General features: G+C 39.9%; 15 protein-coding genes. 7 read left to right on the plus strand and 8 right to left on the minus strand.

Annotation, left to right across the window (positions count from 1 at the left end):
- Positions 1–62: 62 nt before the first annotated feature.
- Positions 63–1,070, plus strand: a complete 1,008-nt coding sequence (locus I8752_RS02880) for a zinc-dependent alcohol dehydrogenase family protein (protein WP_214430826.1) — start codon at positions 63–65, stop codon at positions 1,068–1,070.
- A 90-nt stretch (positions 1,071–1,160) separates the two neighbouring features.
- Positions 1,161–3,323 carry a pentapeptide repeat-containing protein gene (locus tag I8752_RS02885; RefSeq protein WP_404827071.1) on the plus strand — a complete coding sequence of 721 codons (2,163 nt, stop codon included), beginning with the start codon at positions 1,161–1,163 and terminating at the stop codon, positions 3,321–3,323.
- A 12-nt stretch (positions 3,324–3,335) separates the two neighbouring features.
- Here I8752_RS02885 and I8752_RS02890 read toward each other — a convergent pair whose 3' ends face one another.
- The 3 genes from I8752_RS02890 to I8752_RS02900 form a co-directional block, all read right to left on the minus strand.
- Entirely contained in the window at positions 3,336–3,560 is a 225-nt protein-coding gene (locus tag I8752_RS02890; RefSeq protein WP_214430828.1) for a type II toxin-antitoxin system HicA family toxin, read from the minus strand.
- Between the two features lie 2 nt (positions 3,561–3,562).
- Complete coding sequence (locus tag I8752_RS02895; RefSeq protein ID WP_214430829.1) at positions 3,563–3,769, minus strand: type II toxin-antitoxin system HicB family antitoxin; 207 nt, start codon at positions 3,767–3,769, stop codon at positions 3,563–3,565.
- A 221-nt stretch (positions 3,770–3,990) separates the two neighbouring features.
- Entirely contained in the window at positions 3,991–5,763 is a 1,773-nt protein-coding gene (locus I8752_RS02900) for a DUF1565 domain-containing protein (protein ID WP_214430872.1), read from the minus strand.
- A 444-nt stretch (positions 5,764–6,207) separates the two neighbouring features.
- On the opposite strand from I8752_RS02900, the gene I8752_RS02905 reads away from it, so the two are divergent.
- On the plus strand, positions 6,208–7,311 hold the full coding sequence (locus I8752_RS02905; protein ID WP_214430830.1) for a thiamine phosphate synthase: 1,104 nt from the start codon (positions 6,208–6,210) through the stop codon (positions 7,309–7,311).
- A gap of 136 nt (positions 7,312–7,447) precedes the next feature.
- Positions 7,448–7,660 carry a sulfur carrier protein ThiS gene (gene thiS, locus I8752_RS02910; protein ID WP_214430831.1) on the plus strand — a complete coding sequence of 71 codons (213 nt, stop codon included), beginning with the start codon at positions 7,448–7,450 and terminating at the stop codon, positions 7,658–7,660.
- Here thiS and I8752_RS02915 read toward each other — a convergent pair.
- The gene (locus I8752_RS02915; protein WP_214430832.1) at positions 7,657–8,892 is read right to left on the minus strand and encodes a glycosyltransferase family 4 protein; all 1,236 of its coding nucleotides are present in this window, start codon (positions 8,890–8,892) and stop codon (positions 7,657–7,659) included. The two genes, thiS and I8752_RS02915, sit on opposite strands and share 4 nt — an antisense overlap.
- A 1,781-nt stretch (positions 8,893–10,673) precedes the next feature.
- Here I8752_RS02915 and I8752_RS02920 point away from each other — a divergent pair.
- From I8752_RS02920 to I8752_RS02930, 3 genes are all read left to right on the plus strand, one after another.
- Positions 10,674–11,648, plus strand: coding sequence for a DUF1517 domain-containing protein (locus I8752_RS02920; protein WP_214430873.1), 975 nt, complete (start codon positions 10,674–10,676; stop codon positions 11,646–11,648).
- A 110-nt stretch (positions 11,649–11,758) separates the two neighbouring features.
- Positions 11,759–11,986 carry a DUF433 domain-containing protein gene (locus I8752_RS02925; RefSeq protein WP_214430833.1) on the plus strand — a complete coding sequence of 76 codons (228 nt, stop codon included), beginning with the start codon at positions 11,759–11,761 and terminating at the stop codon, positions 11,984–11,986.
- Positions 11,967–12,287 (plus strand): hypothetical protein, encoded by a 321-nt coding sequence (locus tag I8752_RS02930; protein ID WP_214430834.1) that lies wholly within the window; start codon positions 11,967–11,969, stop codon positions 12,285–12,287. The genes I8752_RS02925 and I8752_RS02930 overlap by 20 nt, the downstream gene beginning before the upstream one ends.
- A 151-nt stretch (positions 12,288–12,438) precedes the next feature.
- On the opposite strand, the gene I8752_RS02935 is transcribed toward I8752_RS02930, so the two are convergent.
- From I8752_RS02935 to I8752_RS02950, 4 genes are all read right to left on the minus strand, one after another.
- Positions 12,439–14,295: a bifunctional serine/threonine-protein kinase/formylglycine-generating enzyme family protein gene (locus I8752_RS02935; protein WP_214430835.1), complete on the minus strand. Its 1,857-nt coding sequence runs from the start codon at positions 14,293–14,295 to the stop codon at positions 12,439–12,441.
- 616 nt (positions 14,296–14,911) lie between these two features.
- Positions 14,912–16,231 carry a hybrid sensor histidine kinase/response regulator gene (locus I8752_RS02940; protein WP_214430836.1) on the minus strand — a complete coding sequence of 440 codons (1,320 nt, stop codon included), beginning with the start codon at positions 16,229–16,231 and terminating at the stop codon, positions 14,912–14,914.
- Positions 16,224–17,615, minus strand: coding sequence for a sensor histidine kinase (locus I8752_RS02945; protein WP_225895404.1), 1,392 nt, complete (start codon positions 17,613–17,615; stop codon positions 16,224–16,226). The genes I8752_RS02940 and I8752_RS02945 overlap by 8 nt, the downstream gene beginning before the upstream one ends.
- A 759-nt stretch (positions 17,616–18,374) precedes the next feature.
- Complete coding sequence (locus I8752_RS02950; protein ID WP_214430837.1) at positions 18,375–19,175, minus strand: ABC transporter permease; 801 nt, start codon at positions 19,173–19,175, stop codon at positions 18,375–18,377.
- Positions 19,176–19,418: the final 243 nt, after the last annotated feature.

A 19,418-nucleotide genomic window follows, 5' to 3' on the forward strand; every position in this document is an offset into this window, starting at 1 on the left:
GTTGATGATTGCGCTAAAGTTGCAAATGAGGTGCATCTAGCTTAAGCCAGGAGGAAAGAATTGTGAAAGCAGTCTTAATGACAACAGCTGGTAGTCCCAAAGTTCTGCAAGTAAAAGAAGTTGTAAACCCTGCTATTCCTATAGGAAATACTGAACTTTTAGTACGCTTAGTGGCGGCTGGCGTTAACCCCATTGACACTAAACTTCGTAACCGAGGTACTTTTTACCCCGACCAAATGCCTGCCATCTTAGGATGTGATGGGGCAGGTATAGTTGAGGCCGTAGGTGCTGGCGTTCAGCGGTTCCGTCTGGGAGACGAAGTATATTTTTGCTATGGCGGCTTAGGGTCACATCAAGGCAACTACGCTGAATATAACGTTGTTGACGAACGGTTTGTGGCACATAAACCTGCTTCCATCTCCTTTGCTGAAGCCGCCGCCGCACCTTTAGTGTTAATCACTGCTTGGGAAGCTTTATACGAACGGGGACGATTAGAACCTGGGGAACGAGTTTTGATTCATGCAGGTGCTGGCGGTGTCGGTCATGTAGCTATTCAATTGGCGAAACTCAAAGGTGCTACTGTCTCCACTACTGTGAGTTCTGAGGATAAAGCGAATTTTGTTAGACAACTCGGTGCTGACCGTGTAATTTTTTACAAACAAACAGACTTTGTGCAAGCAGCCTTAGACTGGACTGACGGCGAAGGCGTAGACTTAGCTTTTGACACTGTAGGCGGCGAAACTTTCTCTAAAACCTTTCCGGCAGTGCGAGTATATGGCGATATTGTGACGATTCTCGAACCAGATGCCAATACTGTTTGGAAATCTGCGAGAATGCGTAATCTCCGCATTGGTTTGGAATTGATGCTGACACCAATGTTACTAGGATTGGCAGAAAGCCTTCAGCATCAAGCAGAAATTCTCGAACAATGTGCTAAATACATCGATGAAGGCAAGTTAAAAATCCAGGTAGGGCATAAATTTCCTTTAGAAGAAGCTGCCAAAGCACACCAACTACTTGAAAGTGGGTCGATCGCAGGTAAAATTGTTTTGCTGATGAGCGATGAATGATACGCACTCAAGTTGGATAATTTATGTTTTAAGGGCGGAGTATCGCAAAAGTTAAACGCACAGAAGCAGAGAAACAAATATAGACTTTTTTTGAAGTTATTCTGCGTTTTCTTGCTTTTCTTGACTCTTTTTTTGCCCTTACCTGCTTGGGCAGCCCAAACACAACCAGAACGCACGCTTTTAACTCTAGAATTGTTGCAAGAGCGACTACGCACGCCGACACTCCACGAAGGTAACTTGACCGTGGATTTGCGGCAAATGACAATCGATTTACGACCAGAAAATGCAACTTTCCGCGATGCTTTTTACCAATTGCTGCGAAAAGAACTACAAAAGACTGGTGCAAAACCTTTGGGTTTAGACCTCAGCTATTCTTTAATTCAAGGAGATTTTTTAGGTAGCGATTTGGGTTTAAGAACACCCCTGTATACTCAAGCGATCGCTCTCATTTTCACTGCAACCGAACAAGAACAATTAGAACGTTTGCGTAAGTCCTGCTTGCAGTCACTAGGAATTAGTTTACCCAATTCAAAGGACTGTCGCTCGCTTTTAGAAACTTCAACTCCAGCCAGCGAAATTACTGTTTTTCGTGGTTCTTTGACTTTGGTACAAACTCGCTTCAATGGAGAAGTGCAGTTTCCCAATACATTCTTTCTCCAATCTGTGAATGCCCAAGGCGCAATTTTTCTTCAACCCACTAACTGGACTGAAACTAGATTCAGCCGTCCCTTAAGCTTCAACGGTGCAACTTTCCGACAATTAAGTAATTTTCAAAGCAGTATTTTTTTTGACAAAGCTAATTTTAAAAAAACTCAATTTCAGGAAATTGCTGATTTTCATGGCAGCATATTTGCAGACAATGGTAACTTCAACCAAGCCGTTTTTAAACAGTTAGCTAAATTTAGTAATGTGCAGTGGCAAGAAAATGCTGATTTTTCTCATGTACGTTTTGCCAATCAAGCACAGTTTACCAAATCGAATTTCAATCATTTACTTTTCCTCACAGAAGCGACTTTTGAACAAGCTATTAGCTTCCGAGAAGCGCAATTTAATCAAAGCGTAAATCTGAAAGGTGCTAGTATTCTCAACCAAGCAGATTTTAGCGATACAAGGTTTGCAAAAGCAGCTTATTTAAGCGTACCTGGCTTGACTTTTAATTCTAACCAAGCAAAAATTTTAGGTAATCCTGGTGAGATTGGTAAAATGTTTTGGGTTCCGACTTTGCAAGGAAATCAAAACGTTTTGCGGAATTTAGGACAAAATTTTCGGCAGCAACAGCAAGTTGCCGATGCCAATCAGCTAGAGTACACAAAACAACGATTACGATTAACACAAGTTAGTCGGCGTTTAGTAACAACAAATATTAATAGTGCAACTCTCGCAAGTTTAATTAATTTGGGTTTTTCTACAACTCAAGCACAAGAGATAGTCGATAATCGTCAAATCAAACTGTTTCGCGATCGCAGTGAGTTACTCACTTTACCAAGTATAGATTTAGAAACCTATACGCAACTGAGCGATCGCTTCGTCGTTACCGAACCCCTTTCTTTTGGTGGGTGGTTACTGCAAGCTTGGAACTGGCTAGCATTGAGTATACTGTTGCTGTTGAGTGGCTATGGTACAAATTTCTGGTTAGTGTTTGGTGTGGGGGGAGTTGCGATCGCTTTCTTCGGCTTACTATTTTGGCTAGTAGATCGCTACCGCCGCCTGCTTCCCGTAGCAATTATTCCTACATACTACGAAACCGTTGCAATATTGATAAGTTTTGGCGTTTTAGGATTCTTTAGCTTATTAGCGATATTTCGCAATGCCGAGCAACCTTGGCTAACATTAGGTTGTCTTTTGATGATTATTATCCCCTTACCAGTGGCTTTATTGATTCGACTTTACCAACAAGGTCGTTATCACGACTTGATGGATATTTCCTACTTTACAGAAGACGGAACATTTCGACAGTTACGATTGTTAATTGGACGTTTACCAGTTATACCCAGAAATCAAACATTCCGCGAACGATATATGCCATTATTGTGCGATCGCCGTTGGAACTGGCTGAATTATTACGACTTTAGCCTCAACAACTTAGTGAGATTGGGATTTAACGATATTCGTCTGCGAGACGAACACTTGCCGGGTATCATTGCCACACTTGCATGGTATCAATGGAGTTTGGGTGTACTTTACATTACCTTGGTTTTGTGGACGCTTTCCCGCACCATTCCCGGATTGAACTTATTGATTTATCTGAAGTAGCCAATCGCGCGATTAGATAGCAAAAATGAATTCATCAACTGTAAGCCCAGCAGTACGGATGAGACTACGCAATGTTCCTTTCGCCACCTCACGATGGTCTGGAACAGATAAGGTTACTGCTTCGCCTTTCTTAACTAGGATGATGTGACTAGCACTTTGACGTGCAAACTCCCAACCGAACGATTCAAACACACGAACAACTTCATGCCCACTGAGAACCGGAAGGGCAGATGCCATGATTACACTGTAACCTCTACTTGATGAGTCTCGACGGTAAGTGGTAAACCAAGTTCTGCACGAACTTCAAGGCAAGCAGCGATCGCATCCTTGATATTTTCCAAAGCTTCTTCTCTTGTCTGACCTTGACTAACACAACCAGGTATACTAGGGCACTCAACAATCCAAACCCCATCTTCATCGCGATCGAGTATTACATTGAACTTCATACGTTGTTAGCAAGCGACTCGTAGTTATTTGTTATTGTAACCTGCGACTATTGAACTCAAAAAAGCAGCCGAGCGATCGCCTACTCTCCTCATCTACATTCCAAATTCAGTTTAGGGGTAAATCATCCGAATGCGATCGCTATTTTATGGGTTTCCCCCCAAATCAACTTCGGAGGGTTCCCTTTGAGCGAACTGGCGTTTAACAGCTAGCGTTTTCTCTATCAATTTAATGGCTCAATGATGGTTTTTAAACCGTTGCTATTAAGTTTTGCTGACATTTCATCAGCGTTATCGCGATTGCTAAAAACTCCGGCTTGCATGACTCTGCGACCCTGCCAAACTGTGGAAAATGCTCCAGGGGCAAGAAATTTTACTAAATCCTGCTCTTTGTCAGTTGTAGTTTCTACAACTACGCGGTAGCGGACACCTATCTGCTTATCTTTAGTCGGCGGCGCATAACTTTCACCATAGGCAGTTATATAAGTTTGAGGTACTGGCACTTTTTGGATATTGCGAGTATTGCCAATAGGGATATTGCCATCGGCAACGGGCAAAATAGCTGAATCACTTCCAGGAGCAATTTCTGGTGCTGGTGATAATTGCGTTTGCTCCTGTGCTACTGGATTGGATGGCTGCTGGGGTGCAGTAAACTCAATTGTATTGGGGTTGATATGCACATAATTGAGTTGTTGTGTATCAGGCTTGATTGCTGGCAATGAAGTTGTTTGTCCTCTAGGAGCAATTGAAGTATTTGTAGATGTTTCTCTGCCTGCCAAGCTGCTAGGAATGGGAAAGCCACCCACTCCTGATTTGGGAGGTTGTTGATTATATGTGGGTACAGTAAGTGGTACAACGGCTGGCTGTAAAGGCAACAATTGAGTGTTGAGTGATGACTGTTGACTGATGACTGTTGGTTTGTTGGTGGTATTAGGTGCTTCGGGAGCAGAGAAGGTAATTTCTTTACTAGGGGGAATTTCTAAAATTACGCTATTGGTTGTGGTGGCAGGTTGAGAGTTGTTAGCTACAGATGCTGTTTGAGCATTCATATCTACTTTGCCAGCAATCCGATCGCTAGCGAGGGTATTGCCACCAGCAAAAATCACCTGCTTGGCAGCACTAGCATTAATGTCATAGCGACCATTGTTACGAAATTCATTACCGCCTGCTTCGTTGGCGCTACCCAAATCTGGCAGAGATTGAGCGATCGCAACTAAACCATCTTCTTTACTATCTTGAATTAAATTATGGCGTAAAATCGGGCGAGTATTAGCTTGGGCTAAAATTCCGGAGCGGTTGTGCATAATTTGATTGCTTACCAATACAGGGGCAGCATTTTGGGTAATATTAATCCCAAAGCCTGTTTCTTCAAAGATATTTTCTCGCACTTGCGGCTGAGAATTGCCGCCAATTGTAATGCCATTTGCACCGTTGCGATAAAAGTAATTCTTGCTAATTGTGGTAGCACTATTGCCAGTCACAGAAATTCCATCTTGGGTGTTGCCAGTAAATGTATTTTCTGCGATCGCTGGATTACTCGATTCAATCCACAAGCCGTAACCACGAGGATTCGGATTTGTAACCGTCACCCCAGTCAACTTTGCTTGATTTGCACCAACGATTGTGACATTTTCCCCGCCAAAACTCCGACTTAAATATTCGCCACCGCCTTGAATAATAATTCCCCGTCCTTTATTGGCAGTATCTCCTTGAATAACAACACCCGCTTTGAGCATCAGGGGAAATATCTCTCCAGTTTCAGCACTATAAGTACCTGGAGAGAGCATAATTACTGTGTTGGGAGCAGCTAATCGCAGCGCTTGGGTAATTGTTTTCACCGGAGCGGCTTCGCTACCGCCTCCAGTGTCATTTCCGATACTTGGGTTGACAAATAGCACTTGAACCTGAGAGATTGTTGTTTCACCTAGGTGCATCCGATCGCTTACAGATGGCATCTGAGCAACGACGCTGCTAAGGCTTGCACCCAGCAATGTCATGCTTGCTAATCCCACGCCAACCGCTAAAGACAACACTGAGAAACTAAAAAAAGGCGTTGCTAATCGCAGCCAAGGGCTTGGTTTGTCTGCCCAGACAGTTAGCTTTACTTGCTGGATATCTGCTTTACGATATTTCACAAATACAAGGGGGGGAATCAATTTTACACTTCTCCTTAGAAGTAACAATAAATTTTTATACTGCTAGAAACATAGTAATGTCGATAATGTAATCTACATATTGACCTATTGGCTATTTTGCATAGAAAGTAATTAATAAAGGAATAAGGGATTAGGGACTAGGAACTGGGGATTAGGGACTAGGGATAGGGGACTGGGAAAGAGCTTTCTCAACACCCAATGCCCAGTACCCAATACCCAGTACTCAGTACCCAATACCCAGTACCCAATATCTAGTAAATTACCAATGCGAAGAACATTGCAACTATGAAAGAGGCTGGCTATTACGATGAAAGCACTAATGGGGTTGTTGTAATGGTCGAGCCATACAGCCAAAAAGAGCTAATACAGCAAGTTGTTTACCGCATATTAGATGCTAATTTAGACCGCGCTCGTGAAGGCTTGCGAATTATTGAAGAATGGTGTCGTTTTGGGTTAAATAATGCCCAATTGTCTGGGGAGTGTAAACACTTGCGGCAAGAGATTGCTGTCTGGCATACTACGGAATTGAGAGCGGCACGAAATACACCAGGCGATCGCGGCACAGAATTAACCCATCCTCAAGAAGAACAACGCTCTAGCGTCAAATCTTTATTGCAAGCCAATTTTTGCCGCGTTCAAGAAGCATTGCGGGTTTTGGAAGAATACGGCAAGCTTCACCACCCCAATATGGGGCCGGCATTTAAGCAGATGCGCTATCGGGTTTATACCCTAGAAAGTAATTTGATGGGTTATCAACGCCAGCAAATGCTTTGGCGATCGCGTCTTTATCTTGTCACTTCCCCGACGGAAACGTTGTTAACAACTGTGGAAGCTGCTCTCAAAGGTGGATTAACCCTCGTACAGTACCGCGATAAAACTGCTGATGACAGCTTGCGTCTAGAACAAGCGACAAAGCTATGCCAGCTATGTCACAGTTATGGCGCTTTGTTCGTTGTCAACGACCGAGTCGATTTAGCTTTAGCAGTGGATGCAGACGGCGTGCATCTAGGACAGCAAGATATGCCGATTGCCACTGCCAGACAACTACTCGGCCCTCAGCGGTTGATAGGTCGTTCTACCACAAACCCTGATGAAATGCAACAGGCAATTGCCGAAGGTGCAGATTATATTGGAGTTGGGCCAGTTTATGAAACTCCGACGAAACTGGGTAAAGCCGCCGCAGGTTTAGAATACGTCAGCTATGCGGCTGCAAATAGTTCAATTCCCTGGTTTGCCATCGGGGGAATAGATGCAAATAATATCAATGATGCGATTGATGCGGGAGCAGAACGCGTGGCGGTAGTGCGATCGCTTATGCAAGCCGAACAACCTACCCTAGTGACACAATATTTACTGTCACAGCTAAATCGCATCAAACCAGAGACATAGGGGGGCAGAGGGGCAAGGGAGCATGGGGGCAGAGGGAGATCGAGGAGATAATTCTTCACTCATAACTCAGCACTCTTTACTACTGACTACTGACAACTGACCACCGATCGCTGACAACTGACTCAGCAATACTTTTATGTCTAACGAGATTACGCTCTTAGTGAATGGCGAAACTCGTAGCTGTTCATCCCAAATACTTTTACCAGATTTACTCCAGCAGTTAGGTTTTAATCCCCGTTTGGTCGCGGTGGAATATAATGGTGAAATCTTACATCGTCAGTTCTGGCAAGAGACAAAAATCCAAGCAGGCGATCGCTTGGAAGTAGTCACGATTGTTGGCGGTGGTTAAGTTAATAAACCGTTGGGAACAGACTCGGTTTTGTAAAGCAAGCGGTGAAGGGTTTTACGCTTGGCTAATTCTTTGCCCTGGCGACCGAGTTGCTCGCGCAATTGTTGATTTTGGCATAATTGTTTGAAGGCTTGAAAAACTTCATAGCCAGATTTGGGATTCACTAGTATGCCATTTTCTTGATGGCGAACCGCATCAATTACAGAACCCAAACGAGAAGCAATTACAGGTTTACCGAAGTAACTTGCTTCTAAGTAGACAACGCCAAAACCCTCTAGGCTGCTAGCCTTAGTATCTAATAAGGTCAGCATGGCAAATATGTCACAGGCTGCATAGTAGCCAGATAATTCTCGATTCGGTACATATCCTGCAAAGTGTACTCGCTTGTCTACCCGCAAGCGATGGGCCAGAGATTTCAGTTCTGATTCACACGGGCCTTGACCGCAAATGATGTAGTGGACATCTACGCCAATGGTGAGCAGTAGTGGTATGTTATCAATTATGCGATCGAAGCTTCGATGTTTCACTAGTCGTCCGACTGAGAGAATGACGACTGCTGTTTCGGGAATATTGTAAGACTGACGCACGCGCAGGCGTAATTCATCGAGATTGCTTTGACTGGGTTCCCCATCAAATTTTTCCGGTCTGATTGCAGGATTAATTACATGGGTAGGAGTTTCTAAGCGGAAAGTATTTCTGAGATAATCTCGCGTAGAAGAATTGTTACAAACAATCCCTTCGGCTCGTGTCAGTGTCAATTTAAATAGCGATCGCCAAAGAGGGTTGCGTAAAGCCCTAAGAAGATCGTTGCCATGCAAGTAAATAAAAAAGCGTATAGGTAGAAGATAGCTTAATAGCAACAGCGAAGGAAATTCGTAGCCGTGACCCCACTCAATGTAGCGGTAGTGATAGCGAAAATAAAGTCTAATTGCTAATACAAACGAGCAGACTAAATTGCACAGCGGCTTTAAAAGACTCCCGATAAAACGACCCAACAAGTATTTAGGATTCGGCCAGCGATAGACAGGAAACTGCTGAACTCTATCGAATACCTTATCGCCCGGACAACTAGCCGCTAAAACAATCACCCGTTCCGGGTCTTGAAGACAACGATTATAAAGATATTCTCCGATTAAAGCTTCTTTTGGCAAGAAAAAACGGGATATAACTAAAATGTCCGGGGATGCAGTTTCGTCTCGGATTTTTGTTTCTAGTTGTGAAATATGTTCCATGTTAATTTCAAGAACTCTAATTTCAATAATTTGTAATTGTCCATAACTTCACTGGGGCGAGATAAACTTAGTCTTATTTTGCTCCTATTAATTCAGATTTCCTAATTCGCTATTATCTTTGTGACATTTTTTTCAAGTGAAAATGCTCCATCAGTTTTGACATTCTTTTAGCTAAAACTTGGAGTTCAATGGGGATGAAGTAGGATGCTTTGTTGCTCTATGGTGGTTGCTAAGGCAAAAGGAACGCTTTGAAGTTTAGATTGGTGACTAAGGTTGTTCCAACTTATTTTGGCTACGGGTTGACTCCTCAAATCACAGTTGCGATCGCAGCCATCTCCAAGACATATTGAGGAATAATTCCTGTTGATGATTCGATCGGGGAATATACTGGTTATGTATTTAATTTTCTCCTTTTTTATCATGTTCGCCAACAGTGTCTTCGTAAAAACTAGGAATTTAGATATTTTTTGTCAAAAATTGTCACAATCTGTAATTAATTTTCGGATGTAGAGATATTTATACCTATCATTGACACTCTGTAGAAAAAAGCTTACATATACGAAACTCATTCTCGATTTTTCGGCGATCGCATTACAAATACTTAAGTAATATTCTAAGACGTTAAATATAGAGGTTTTATGATTATTTATGTAAAGTATTTGTTAATTAATTATTTTGTTTCTTATGTTTCAAATTAAAGTAATAATTAGCCAAAACTAAAAAATAGCTAGCAATTATAGCTAAAACAACTAACAATAAACTGTTAAAAAAATTACTAACAGTAGCTCATTTTAAGAGCCTATAATGAATTAGTATGCATATTGTGCCAAAATGCCGAAAAATCATCAGCTGTCGCGCATTTAATTTGCACATCTTTTCGTGTTGACTGTTAACTGTCAGCGGTCAACGAACCTCACGAGCAATCGTACAATTTCAAAGCGTAATAGCTTATTTTAGGAGTCTATCTGATTAAATAGCTCTCAAAACAAAATGTTCAATTTTTGACTTTAAGCTACTTTTATACACACTATTTTTTAGTAGACAAAATGATTGCCAACTACTCATTTGTATTAGATAAATAAGTTGTTATAATTCCATTACAATATAAATCTTAGGATAAATCAATCCCAATTGAAAGTTGGCTCGAAAACCTACATAATGTAGTGTAGATTACTAATTTAAATTGTCAAACGTGCCCATCGCTCCACACTGATAGATTTGCTAAAGATGATAATTGGTGGATGCACAATTGTTGAACTAAAGACTAGCTATACAAATAATCATACCTAAAAACAAGGGGAAAGGGGAAAGGGAATATCCTCTACTCCCTATCCCCCTATCCTCTTTTTGGCTCCTCCTTGCGGGTAAACTTCGGTGACTCAGCGCTTTTTAATACAACTTATGCAAAAACTCTCTCAAACTCTTATTCCTAGCCTCCGAAAAGCCACTACTCTACCGTGCGGCTTCTGCGAAGCAGTAAGCGCTTCGTTTTTCCATTACCTGTGCGTAAGTTGTTTTTAAGTATCCAAAGACAGAAATAATTAATTGATTCCAAAGTCCCAGCATAGGGTCGAGGTTTTGAGGTACGGTTATCTACTACAGAAATCCTCCTTTGGCTTGCTGTTTAACCAAGATAAGACACGGTAGATTGGATATGTAGCCGTCAAAGATGAATGTTACACAAAGCTACTGCCGATCGAGACTCGCTAAATTGTTACGGGCTGGCAGCACCACACCGGAACCTCTCTATTAAGCAATACGATTTTTCAAGTGACTGTGCTATGCGTAAAAAACTACAACAAACCATCAAACCGCTGTTAAAAACTTTCTTTGTCCTGAGCCTAGTGTTAACTATGGCACTTAGTCACGCCGATGGAGCATTAGCTGCCCGTAGTGGTGGTCGGATCGGCGGTGGTTCCTTTAGAGCGCCTTCAAGCCGCACTTACACGCCGCGCACTTACGCACCTGGTGGAGGGGGATACTACGCACCCTATCCTGGTGGTGGTTTTGGCTTTCCCTTTCTGCTTCCTTTCTGGGGTATTGGGGGAGGCTTTGGCGGTCTATTTACCATTTTAATTTTCATCGCGATCGCTAACTTTTTAGTACAAAGTTTTCGTCGTGCAGGTAGCGGTGAAGTAGAAGAAACAGGCTACGGTAGTAATCCCCCTGTTTCTGTAACTCGTTTGCAAGTTGGGTTATTGGCGCAAGCGCGCGATTTGCAACCCGAACTCAACCGCATTGCCGAAACTGCTGATACTAACTCTCCCGAAGGAAGAGCAGAAATTTTACAAGAAGCCAGCCTAGCTTTGCTCCGCCATCCAGAATACTGGGTGTATGCAGGTGGTGGTACGCAACAAGCTAAATTAAACTCAGCGGAAGGTCAATTCAACCGTTTGGCGTTGGCCGAACGCAGCAAATTCAGCGAAGAAACTCTTTCTAATGTGAATAATCAGCTCAAAGCAGCCCTTGCCAAAGAAGCATTACCAGCTGCTGATGAACTCGATAATCCAACTCGTCTGATTAGCGAAGGCCCTGGCGAATACATTATCGTTACCCTATTGGCAGCAACACTGGGCAAGTTGGAAATTCCTAAAATCAACAGTGCTGATGACTTGCGTCAAGCTTTGCGGCAAATTGGCGGTTTGCCTAGCGATAGACTGCTAGCAATTGAAGTTCTTTGGACTCCCCAAGCTCAAGGCGATGTTCTGACATCTGATGATGTCCTAGCAGAGTATTCTGATTTAAAACTGGTTTAATCAATTGCAAGATTAAACTAAATAGTAGTTAGGAAAAAGTGTTGTGCTGCAAACACAACACTTTTTATTTTGCTAGCGATCGGCAAAGAATCTAGAGGCGATGTATAGTTATGATTACTTTATTCCAAAGTCCAGTAAGTTCCGACCCACAAGTCATGGGTGGAACATTAGTATTCCGAAATACTAGAGTTCCAGCCCAATCACTTCTTGAGTATTTAGATGATGGATTTTCTCTAGAAGAGTTTTTGGACAATTTCCCATCTGTTAATCGTGTAGATGCAGTGAATTTTCTAAGACTTGCTCGCCAACAAGTTCAATATGAAAATCATTCTGGATGAGAATTTACCAAAAGCTTTAAAGCACTATTTGTCAGCTTATGAAGTAACCACTGTTCAAGAACAGGGATGGACTGGAGTTAAAAATGGTGAACTGATGATGAGGATTGATGGTGTGTATGATATTTTTCTCACATCAGATAAGAATTTGAAATACCAGCAAAACTTGAGTAGAAGAAGCATCGCGATTATTGAGCTTCCTACAAATCGATTAAAGCTATTATCAACTATCACCGATAAAATTTTGGCAGAAGTAGAGAGTATTTCGTCAGGAATGTACGTGCAAATCTCTCTTGAGCTATAGCTTTATAGCTACTTTCAAGACAGTCGCTAAAATTATCTCTAGCTTGAAATTCTCATTGCCCAAAGTGGGTAAAAGTTAAGAAGTGTAAAGGGGAAGGAAGTCCTGACGCGGGAACGGAGACGACACGAAAACCGATTCTGAACTTTCTAATTTACTCAGCATCCGATACAGAAGACAAGACAACACGAAAACCGCATACTCTCAACCCACCATCTGACTCGTTCCAGCTACGACTAGCACTGCGACAAAGTTCTGCACTAAAACTCCAAGAACCACCGCGTAGCACGCGACGATAAACATCACCGCCAACTTCCCACACTGTGCCATCTGTTGGTGCGCCATGATAATTGTTATGCCAAGGATCGGCACACCATTCCCAAACTAGCCCGTGCATATCATACAACCCGAAGGCGTTTGCTACTTGAAAACTGCCGACATCTGTGGTTTCTTTACGATATCTAATTTTGGCTTCCCCAGAGTAAGTATCGCTGTCACTACAGGTTACTAAATCAGAGGTAACTGTTTCGCCAAAGTGGAAAGATGTAATTGTTCCAGCGCGACAAGCATATTCCCATTCTGCCTCGCTGGGTAAACGATATTCACGTTTGGTTTTTTGTGAAAGTCTCAAGCAAAATTCTACAGCTTCGTGCCAAGAGACATTTTCTACTGGTCGGTTCTGACCTTTAAATTTAGAAGGGTTGGGATTTAAAGCTTGTTTGACTTTGGGTAAACCTGCTATTGCTCTCCACTGTGCTTGAGTTACGGGAAATTTTCCCATAAAAAAAGGTTTAATAGCAACTTGATGTTGGGGACGTTCGTCAGCATCTCCTTCAAATTCTGGCGAACCCATCATAAATGTACCGCCAGGAATGGCTACCATTTCCAGTGAGATACCTTTACTCAATTCTTCTATAAAAAATTTAGCACTGGAGCGATCGCGGCTAACTTCTCGACCGCCTGTATCTACTGTAACTACCTCAAATTGAAAGGTTTGTAAGGGAGGTAATGGAAGATTGACTTTTTGTGGCGATGGTAATTGTATTAATGTATGTTGAGTAGTTTCTATAATTTGTGTTTCAGTTGCAGAATTTTTCAACTTTAGGTCGTTTAATACCTCTGCTGCTGATTGATATCTTTCGTTAGGCAAATGTTTGAGTAATTTATCTAAAATTTTGCCTAAGTCATCATTAATCGTAATACCTTTTTGATGTAAATGCTCTTGCCACAACCATTTACCATTCATAGCATCGTAAAGCTCATCATTAATTTGCCCGTAAGCATTTTGTAAAGGCAAACATTGAGTTAAAAGACGCACGCAAGTTACACCCAAAGCATATAAATCGCTAGCGTGACAAGCAAATCCAGCCATTTGTTCGGTTGGGGCATAACCAATGGTATAAATAACCGTAGCTTGTCTGCCTAAACTAGTTTGTGTTACTTGTTTTGCACCACCAAAGTCAATTAATACTGGTTTGCTATCAGTTGCACGGCGGATAATGTTTTCTGGTTTGATATCTCGATGAATAACGTTACGAGAGTGAACAAACTCTAGAACTGGTAATATATCAATCAAAAGCTGGCGAATTTCTTCTTCGCTAAAAGATTGTTGCTGAACTTCTCGTAACAAAGTTTGCCCTTGAATAAATTCTTGCACAAGATACAAACTTAAACCTTGTTCAAAGTAAGCTAGCAATCGAGGAATTTGAGTATGATTTTCTCCTAATTCATACAAGCGAAACGCTTCTTCTTTGAAGAATTCTGCTGCTTTGGTGCGTTGTAATGTTCCTTGAACTTGAGGGAAAAATTGCTTAATTACACAAGGTGCATCCAATCTATCTGCATCTTCGGCTTCATAAGTTCTGCTAAATCCGCCTTCACCTAATAGCCTCAATACGCGGTAACGGTTTCTCAAAAGTTTGCCAAAGCTGCTTTGTCCGCAACTGATGCAAAATCTGTTGCCGTCGTGATTAAATGGATTTGAGCAATTGGGATTTTGGCAGATTTGCATAGTGAAGAGTAAATAGCATTTTGTCCCAAATTAGCCCTAATACTATCAAACTTAAAATATATATTAGTGCAAGAAAGCAGTTTTCTTGAATATATAAATAATATTGCTTCTCTAGTAAGCTCTATATCCTTTTTCATCAGATAGTTATTTCATTTTTTACCACATTGCACTAAATAAATTCGTTATAGCTTTCATCTGTATATACCCATATTAAAAACTACAGATGAATAACCTGTATTTATTTGTAGTTTACTGGTACTTTTTAAGTAATAGTATATGCAAAAAATAGATTTCTCTCACAACAAGGAATAATAATACTAAGCGATGAAACTTGTCAAGCGTGTTCTCATTGTATTAGTCTTTATCAATAAATTCAGACTCTAAACTGACTGATACTAAAACAACTAGACTATCTCATTTTGGCATTTATTAGGTGTTTTAAAATACTAATTCAGTTCAAGATTATTCAAATTCATCTCTCTAAAGAGACAAGTTAAAGAATTGTTGAATAATTCTGTATTTTTATCTGAGTATAAAAGTTGTCTTGCAGTTTCTAAAAAATTTGCTTTGTGTTATGTGTTACATTAAATAGAGTGATATTTTTAGCATATCTAAACTACTTAATAGGAATTTCTATAATAAATTCTGTTCCTTTTCCTAACACAGAAATACAGTTAAGTTTTCCTAAATGTTTTTCTTCGACTATTTGCCGACTAATAGATAATCCTAAGCCTGTTCCTTTGCCTACAGCTTTAGTAGTAAAAAATTGATCGAATATACGTTCTTGTAACTCTGGTTCCATACCGTTACCATTATCTTTAATTGAGATAATGACACTTTGGCTTGAAGAATCTAGCTGTGTAGAAATAATGATTTCTTTAAAGTATTGTCCTACATCTATTTTAGAAATATCTATAGATTCATCTAAAGCATCAATAGCATTAGCAATAATATTCATAAATACCTGATTGATAGGGCCAGGATAGCATTCTATATCAGGCAAAATACTATAGTCTTTTACAATTTCAATAGGCTGATATGGATTATTTGCTTTCAATCGATGCTTGAGAATCATCAACGTGCTTTCAATACCTTGATGAATATCAATAGCTACTTTGGTAAAGTTATCAGAGCGAGAAAAAGTTCTCAAACTTTGACTAATTTCACAAATACGTTCAACACCTAAGTTCATAGAAGATAACACTTTTGATACATCTTGAATCATTTCATCTAAGTCAATCGTTTGAGCGTGATTTTGAATTTCTGATACTGGATTTGAATAGTAATAACGATAAAGTTGTAAGTGGTGAATCAAGCTAGATGTATATTGAGATATATAGTTTAAGTTACCCTTAATAAAGCCGACAGGGTTATTAATTTCATGAGCTACACCAGCAACTAATTGACCGAGAGCAGACATTTTTTCACTTTGCACTAGCTGGAGTTGAGATTGTTTTAATTCATGCAACGCTTGAGAAAGTTCTGCTGTACGTTCCTGCACTCGCTGTTCTAGTTCTAGCTTCTGTTGTGCTAATTGTTTAGTTAAAAAACGCAGCTTTAAATGCACGTTAATTCTTGCTAAAAATTCCTCTGTTTGAAAAGGTTTCGTAATGTAATCAACTGCTCCAATAGAAAGACCTTTGACTTTATCAGTTGTGTCAGATAAAGAGGTCATAAAAATGATTGGTATATCTTGTGTTATGTAATTTCCCTTAAGTCTGCGACAAGTCTCAAACCCATCGATTCCCGGCATCATAACATCTAATAAAATCAAATGAGGTTGGGCATATGCAGCTTGTTCGAGGGCACTTTCGCCATCAGTAGCTATCAAAATTTCCCATCTGGAATCTGCGATCGCAGTAGAAATTAATTGTAAATTTGTCTTATTGTCATCTACAATCAGGATTGTAGCATTTTCAAAATATCTTTCATTCATTGAGATCGTCCTTAAAATATTTGATAAATTCTCGAATTTTTTTGGCTTCAAATTCGTCAGCTAGTTGTCGAACTTTTGTGATAAATGCAAAAAATTTATTGTCTGACTGTTCTAATTCCTCTAATGCTGTTTTGATACCTTTAATATTCCCTCTCATGGCCAAATCTAACAGCTTTTCTAGTTCGACATCTGTTGGCACAATAAATTCACTAGTTGGAATGTAAGATGTCAAAGGATACCATTGGTTATCTACAATCACTTTTGATTTTTTATCTTTAATTGTAATCATCTCTGTACTTTGAGAGGGGAGAGTTTGTATCCAATTACTGGCAATTTCTAAATCTAAATCTAACCAAAATTTGCTACCAAATCCGAAATTGCTTTCAACTTTGATTTCACTTCCCATTAATTCAGCAATTTTCCAGCTAAGAGCTAATCCTAATCCAATTCCTTCGATTGGGTTTTGTTTGTCACATACCTGTACAAAAGGCAAAAAAATCTTCTCTAATTGTGCGGCTTTTATACCTATTCCGGTATCTTCAACTTGAAATCTAATTTTGATGATGTTTGACTCGTTCTCCACACCCGAAAGATGAGTTTCTAAAACTTTTACTTTAAAATCGACTTTACCGTTATCGGAAAATTTAATGGCATTACTAAGCAAGTGAATTAAGACTTGTCGCAAACGTTTTTCATCTGCATGAATTCCATTAGGGATCTGACAATCTGCTTGATAAATGAACAAAATGTTTTTTTGGCATGAACCAATACGACACATTTCCACTATTCCCTTTAAAAAGGAAGGAAAATGAAAATCATTTTTGTGTAATTCTAGTTTTTGAGTTTCTATTTTAGAAAAATCTAAAATGTCGTTGATTAGGGTTAATAAGTGAGAACCACACTGATGAATGATGTTTATACTATCAAGGTCTGTCTGAGTTAAAGTTTGGGAGTGTTGCAAGATTTGTGCGTAACCCAAAATGCCATTTAGGGGTGTACGCAATTCATGACTCATATTTGCTAAAAATGCTCTCTTAGCTTGGTTAGCAACATCAGCATCTCTTTTAGTAGCTTCTAATTCTTGAGAATGTAAGACGTTATAGTTCTCGTAGACATCGCTAACTTTTTGCTCTAGAGTTTGAGAATAGTTTTGTAATTGCTGATTAGCTTTTTCTAGTTGTGACTGCTTGCTCGTGTAGTTAATTTGCAGTAATTGCCAAGTCACGCAACTGCTAATCAAAAACCCACAAAAAAACCATAGCCATTCTCCTTGCGAAAACCACACTTTCGTCAAAGACTGTCCATCAATTCCCGCAATTAAAATTTGGCTGATTAAATTCACATGAACTGCTAATCCAGCCATCTGTTCGCTACGATCCTGCAAATTGTTATGATAACTAAACTAAAACAAGTCAAGTTATTGATATACTTGGCTATTGTGCCGCTTAAAAAAGCAGTTATTTTAAAATGAGCTTTTTAGCTTTTTAAACTGGATACTTTTTATAATATGCCGCACTAATAATTAATCAACAATACTATTTTGATGCCAAGATTATATAAACATCAATTTTTTGAGATTAAAATAACTTACTCGCAAGTAATGATGAAAATATAAATATTTTAGTATTATTTTTAATCCTAAATCACCATTATTTTACATGGTGTTATTGCTTAAGTGACATCAGTGCTATCACGGGAGTCTTTATCAAAAGAATATTTAAAAAAGTAAATTTATGTTGACTCTGTACTAATCGAGCCATTTATTCAAGTGCTAGTGAAAATATTAAACGATATTAATCTCAATCCTCAAATTGAGATTAATATCGCCTCTACAGCTAATATAACTTAGCAATCAAACTTTTGATTTTAACCACACCCAAGAATTTAACACCATATAGCTACTATTTTTTCGCCAAATTAGCTATTAACGACTCAATTAACTATAGTTTTTTTGGACTTTTACAGTCTTATACCAATCCTCTAAAATGAGGCAACACATTCAAACCCCCAAAGCCATGCCATCTCTGACTTTCTTAATTACGAATTACATAGACGCGCTCTGCGCGGCTTCCCGAAGGGTATTACGAATTACGAATTGGTATTAACGTCATTTTTACTTGATTTGCTCCGAAAAACTCTGTTTTCACTTTTTCTCTCCCAAAGCGCGAATCAATTCAGCAACAAAAGCCACGATCGCCGATACTAAAATTAGCAACACGCTTAGAGCATTAATATCAGGCTTAACTCCGGCTTTAATGCGACTAAAAATTTCCATTGGTAAGGTATTGTAACCGCTACCTGCGGTAAAACTGGCAATGAGAAAATCATCTAAACTGAGGACAAAAGCCAAAAGACAGCCTGCTATAATACCAGGCATCAACTGTGGCAGCAATACTTTAGTGAAGGCTTGCACTGGTGTAGCTCCTAAATCTAGTGCTGCTTCCTCTAAGTGGGGATCTAAGTTAGTTAGGCGTGAAGAAACCACTAGTCCGACGTAAGCTAAACAAAACACCACATGAGCTGCAACTATTGTCCATAAACTCAGGGGAATGGCAAACGCTGCTAAAAAGACTAAGGTGGCTACTGCGATCGCAATATCTGGAATAATCACCGGTAGGTAAGAAATACCGCGATACAATTTCTTGCCGGGAAATCGATAACGTCCCAATCCTACCGCCATTAGAGTTCCCAGCACAGCGGAAATACCCACCGCACAAAAGGCAACTATCAAACTATTTTGTAAAGCTGACAAAATGCGATCGTCATCAAATAGTCTGCTATACCAATCAAGCGTAAATCCTTTCCAAGTTGCACTGTAGGGTGACTGATTGAAGCTATAAAAGCCAAGTACCAGTATAGGCAGGTACATGAACGCAAATATGAGTATGGAGAAAACCGCCTGCCATGCGACACGCGGTTTTTTTCGAGATGGAGAAATATTCACACTTACTATTGGTTACTTCCTACGGACTGCATTTATATCCTATTTAATGTCAAAAGTCAATATATCAATCTACAGGTCATTGCAAGCGATAGCAGGTAGGGAAATGGATTGAAAAAAGGGAAATAAATAAGAGGAAAAAGAATGAAATCAGGTTTTCTCCCTTTCTCTTTAACCTTTTCAGTTTTCCTCATAATCCCAAACATATCTAGTGTAAGAGTCGTCAAAATCAGGTTTACACAAGTT

The organism is Dendronalium phyllosphericum CENA369, from assembly GCF_016056275.1.
Taxonomy (GTDB): Bacteria; Cyanobacteriota; Cyanobacteriia; order Cyanobacteriales; family Nostocaceae; genus Dendronalium; species Dendronalium phyllosphericum.

What these genes read in the sequence shown, in the direction of transcription:
- I8752_RS02890 (WP_214430828.1), bottom strand. Translation starts at nt 3,560, where the DNA reads ATGGCATCTGCCCTTCCGGTTCTCAGTGGGCATGAAGTTGTTCGTGTG.
- I8752_RS02900 (WP_214430872.1), bottom strand. Translation starts at nt 5,763, where the DNA reads ATGACATTGCTGGGTGCAAGCCTTAGCAGCGTCGTTGCTCAGATGCCA.
- I8752_RS02940 (WP_214430836.1), bottom strand. Translation starts at nt 16,231, where the DNA reads ATGAATGAAAGATATTTTGAAAATGCTACAATCCTGATTGTAGATGAC.
- I8752_RS02905 (WP_214430830.1), top strand. Translation starts at nt 6,208, where the DNA reads ATGAAAGAGGCTGGCTATTACGATGAAAGCACTAATGGGGTTGTTGTA.
- I8752_RS02935 (WP_214430835.1), bottom strand. Translation starts at nt 14,295, where the DNA reads ATGCAAATCTGCCAAAATCCCAATTGCTCAAATCCATTTAATCACGAC.
- I8752_RS02925 (WP_214430833.1), top strand. Translation starts at nt 11,759, where the DNA reads ATGATTACTTTATTCCAAAGTCCAGTAAGTTCCGACCCACAAGTCATG.
- I8752_RS02895 (WP_214430829.1), bottom strand. Translation starts at nt 3,769, where the DNA reads ATGAAGTTCAATGTAATACTCGATCGCGATGAAGATGGGGTTTGGATT.
- I8752_RS02930 (WP_214430834.1), top strand. Translation starts at nt 11,967, where the DNA reads ATGAAAATCATTCTGGATGAGAATTTACCAAAAGCTTTAAAGCACTAT.
- thiS (WP_214430831.1), top strand. Translation starts at nt 7,448, where the DNA reads ATGTCTAACGAGATTACGCTCTTAGTGAATGGCGAAACTCGTAGCTGT.
- I8752_RS02920 (WP_214430873.1), top strand. Translation starts at nt 10,674, where the DNA reads ATGCGTAAAAAACTACAACAAACCATCAAACCGCTGTTAAAAACTTTC.
- I8752_RS02915 (WP_214430832.1), bottom strand. Translation starts at nt 8,892, where the DNA reads ATGGAACATATTTCACAACTAGAAACAAAAATCCGAGACGAAACTGCA.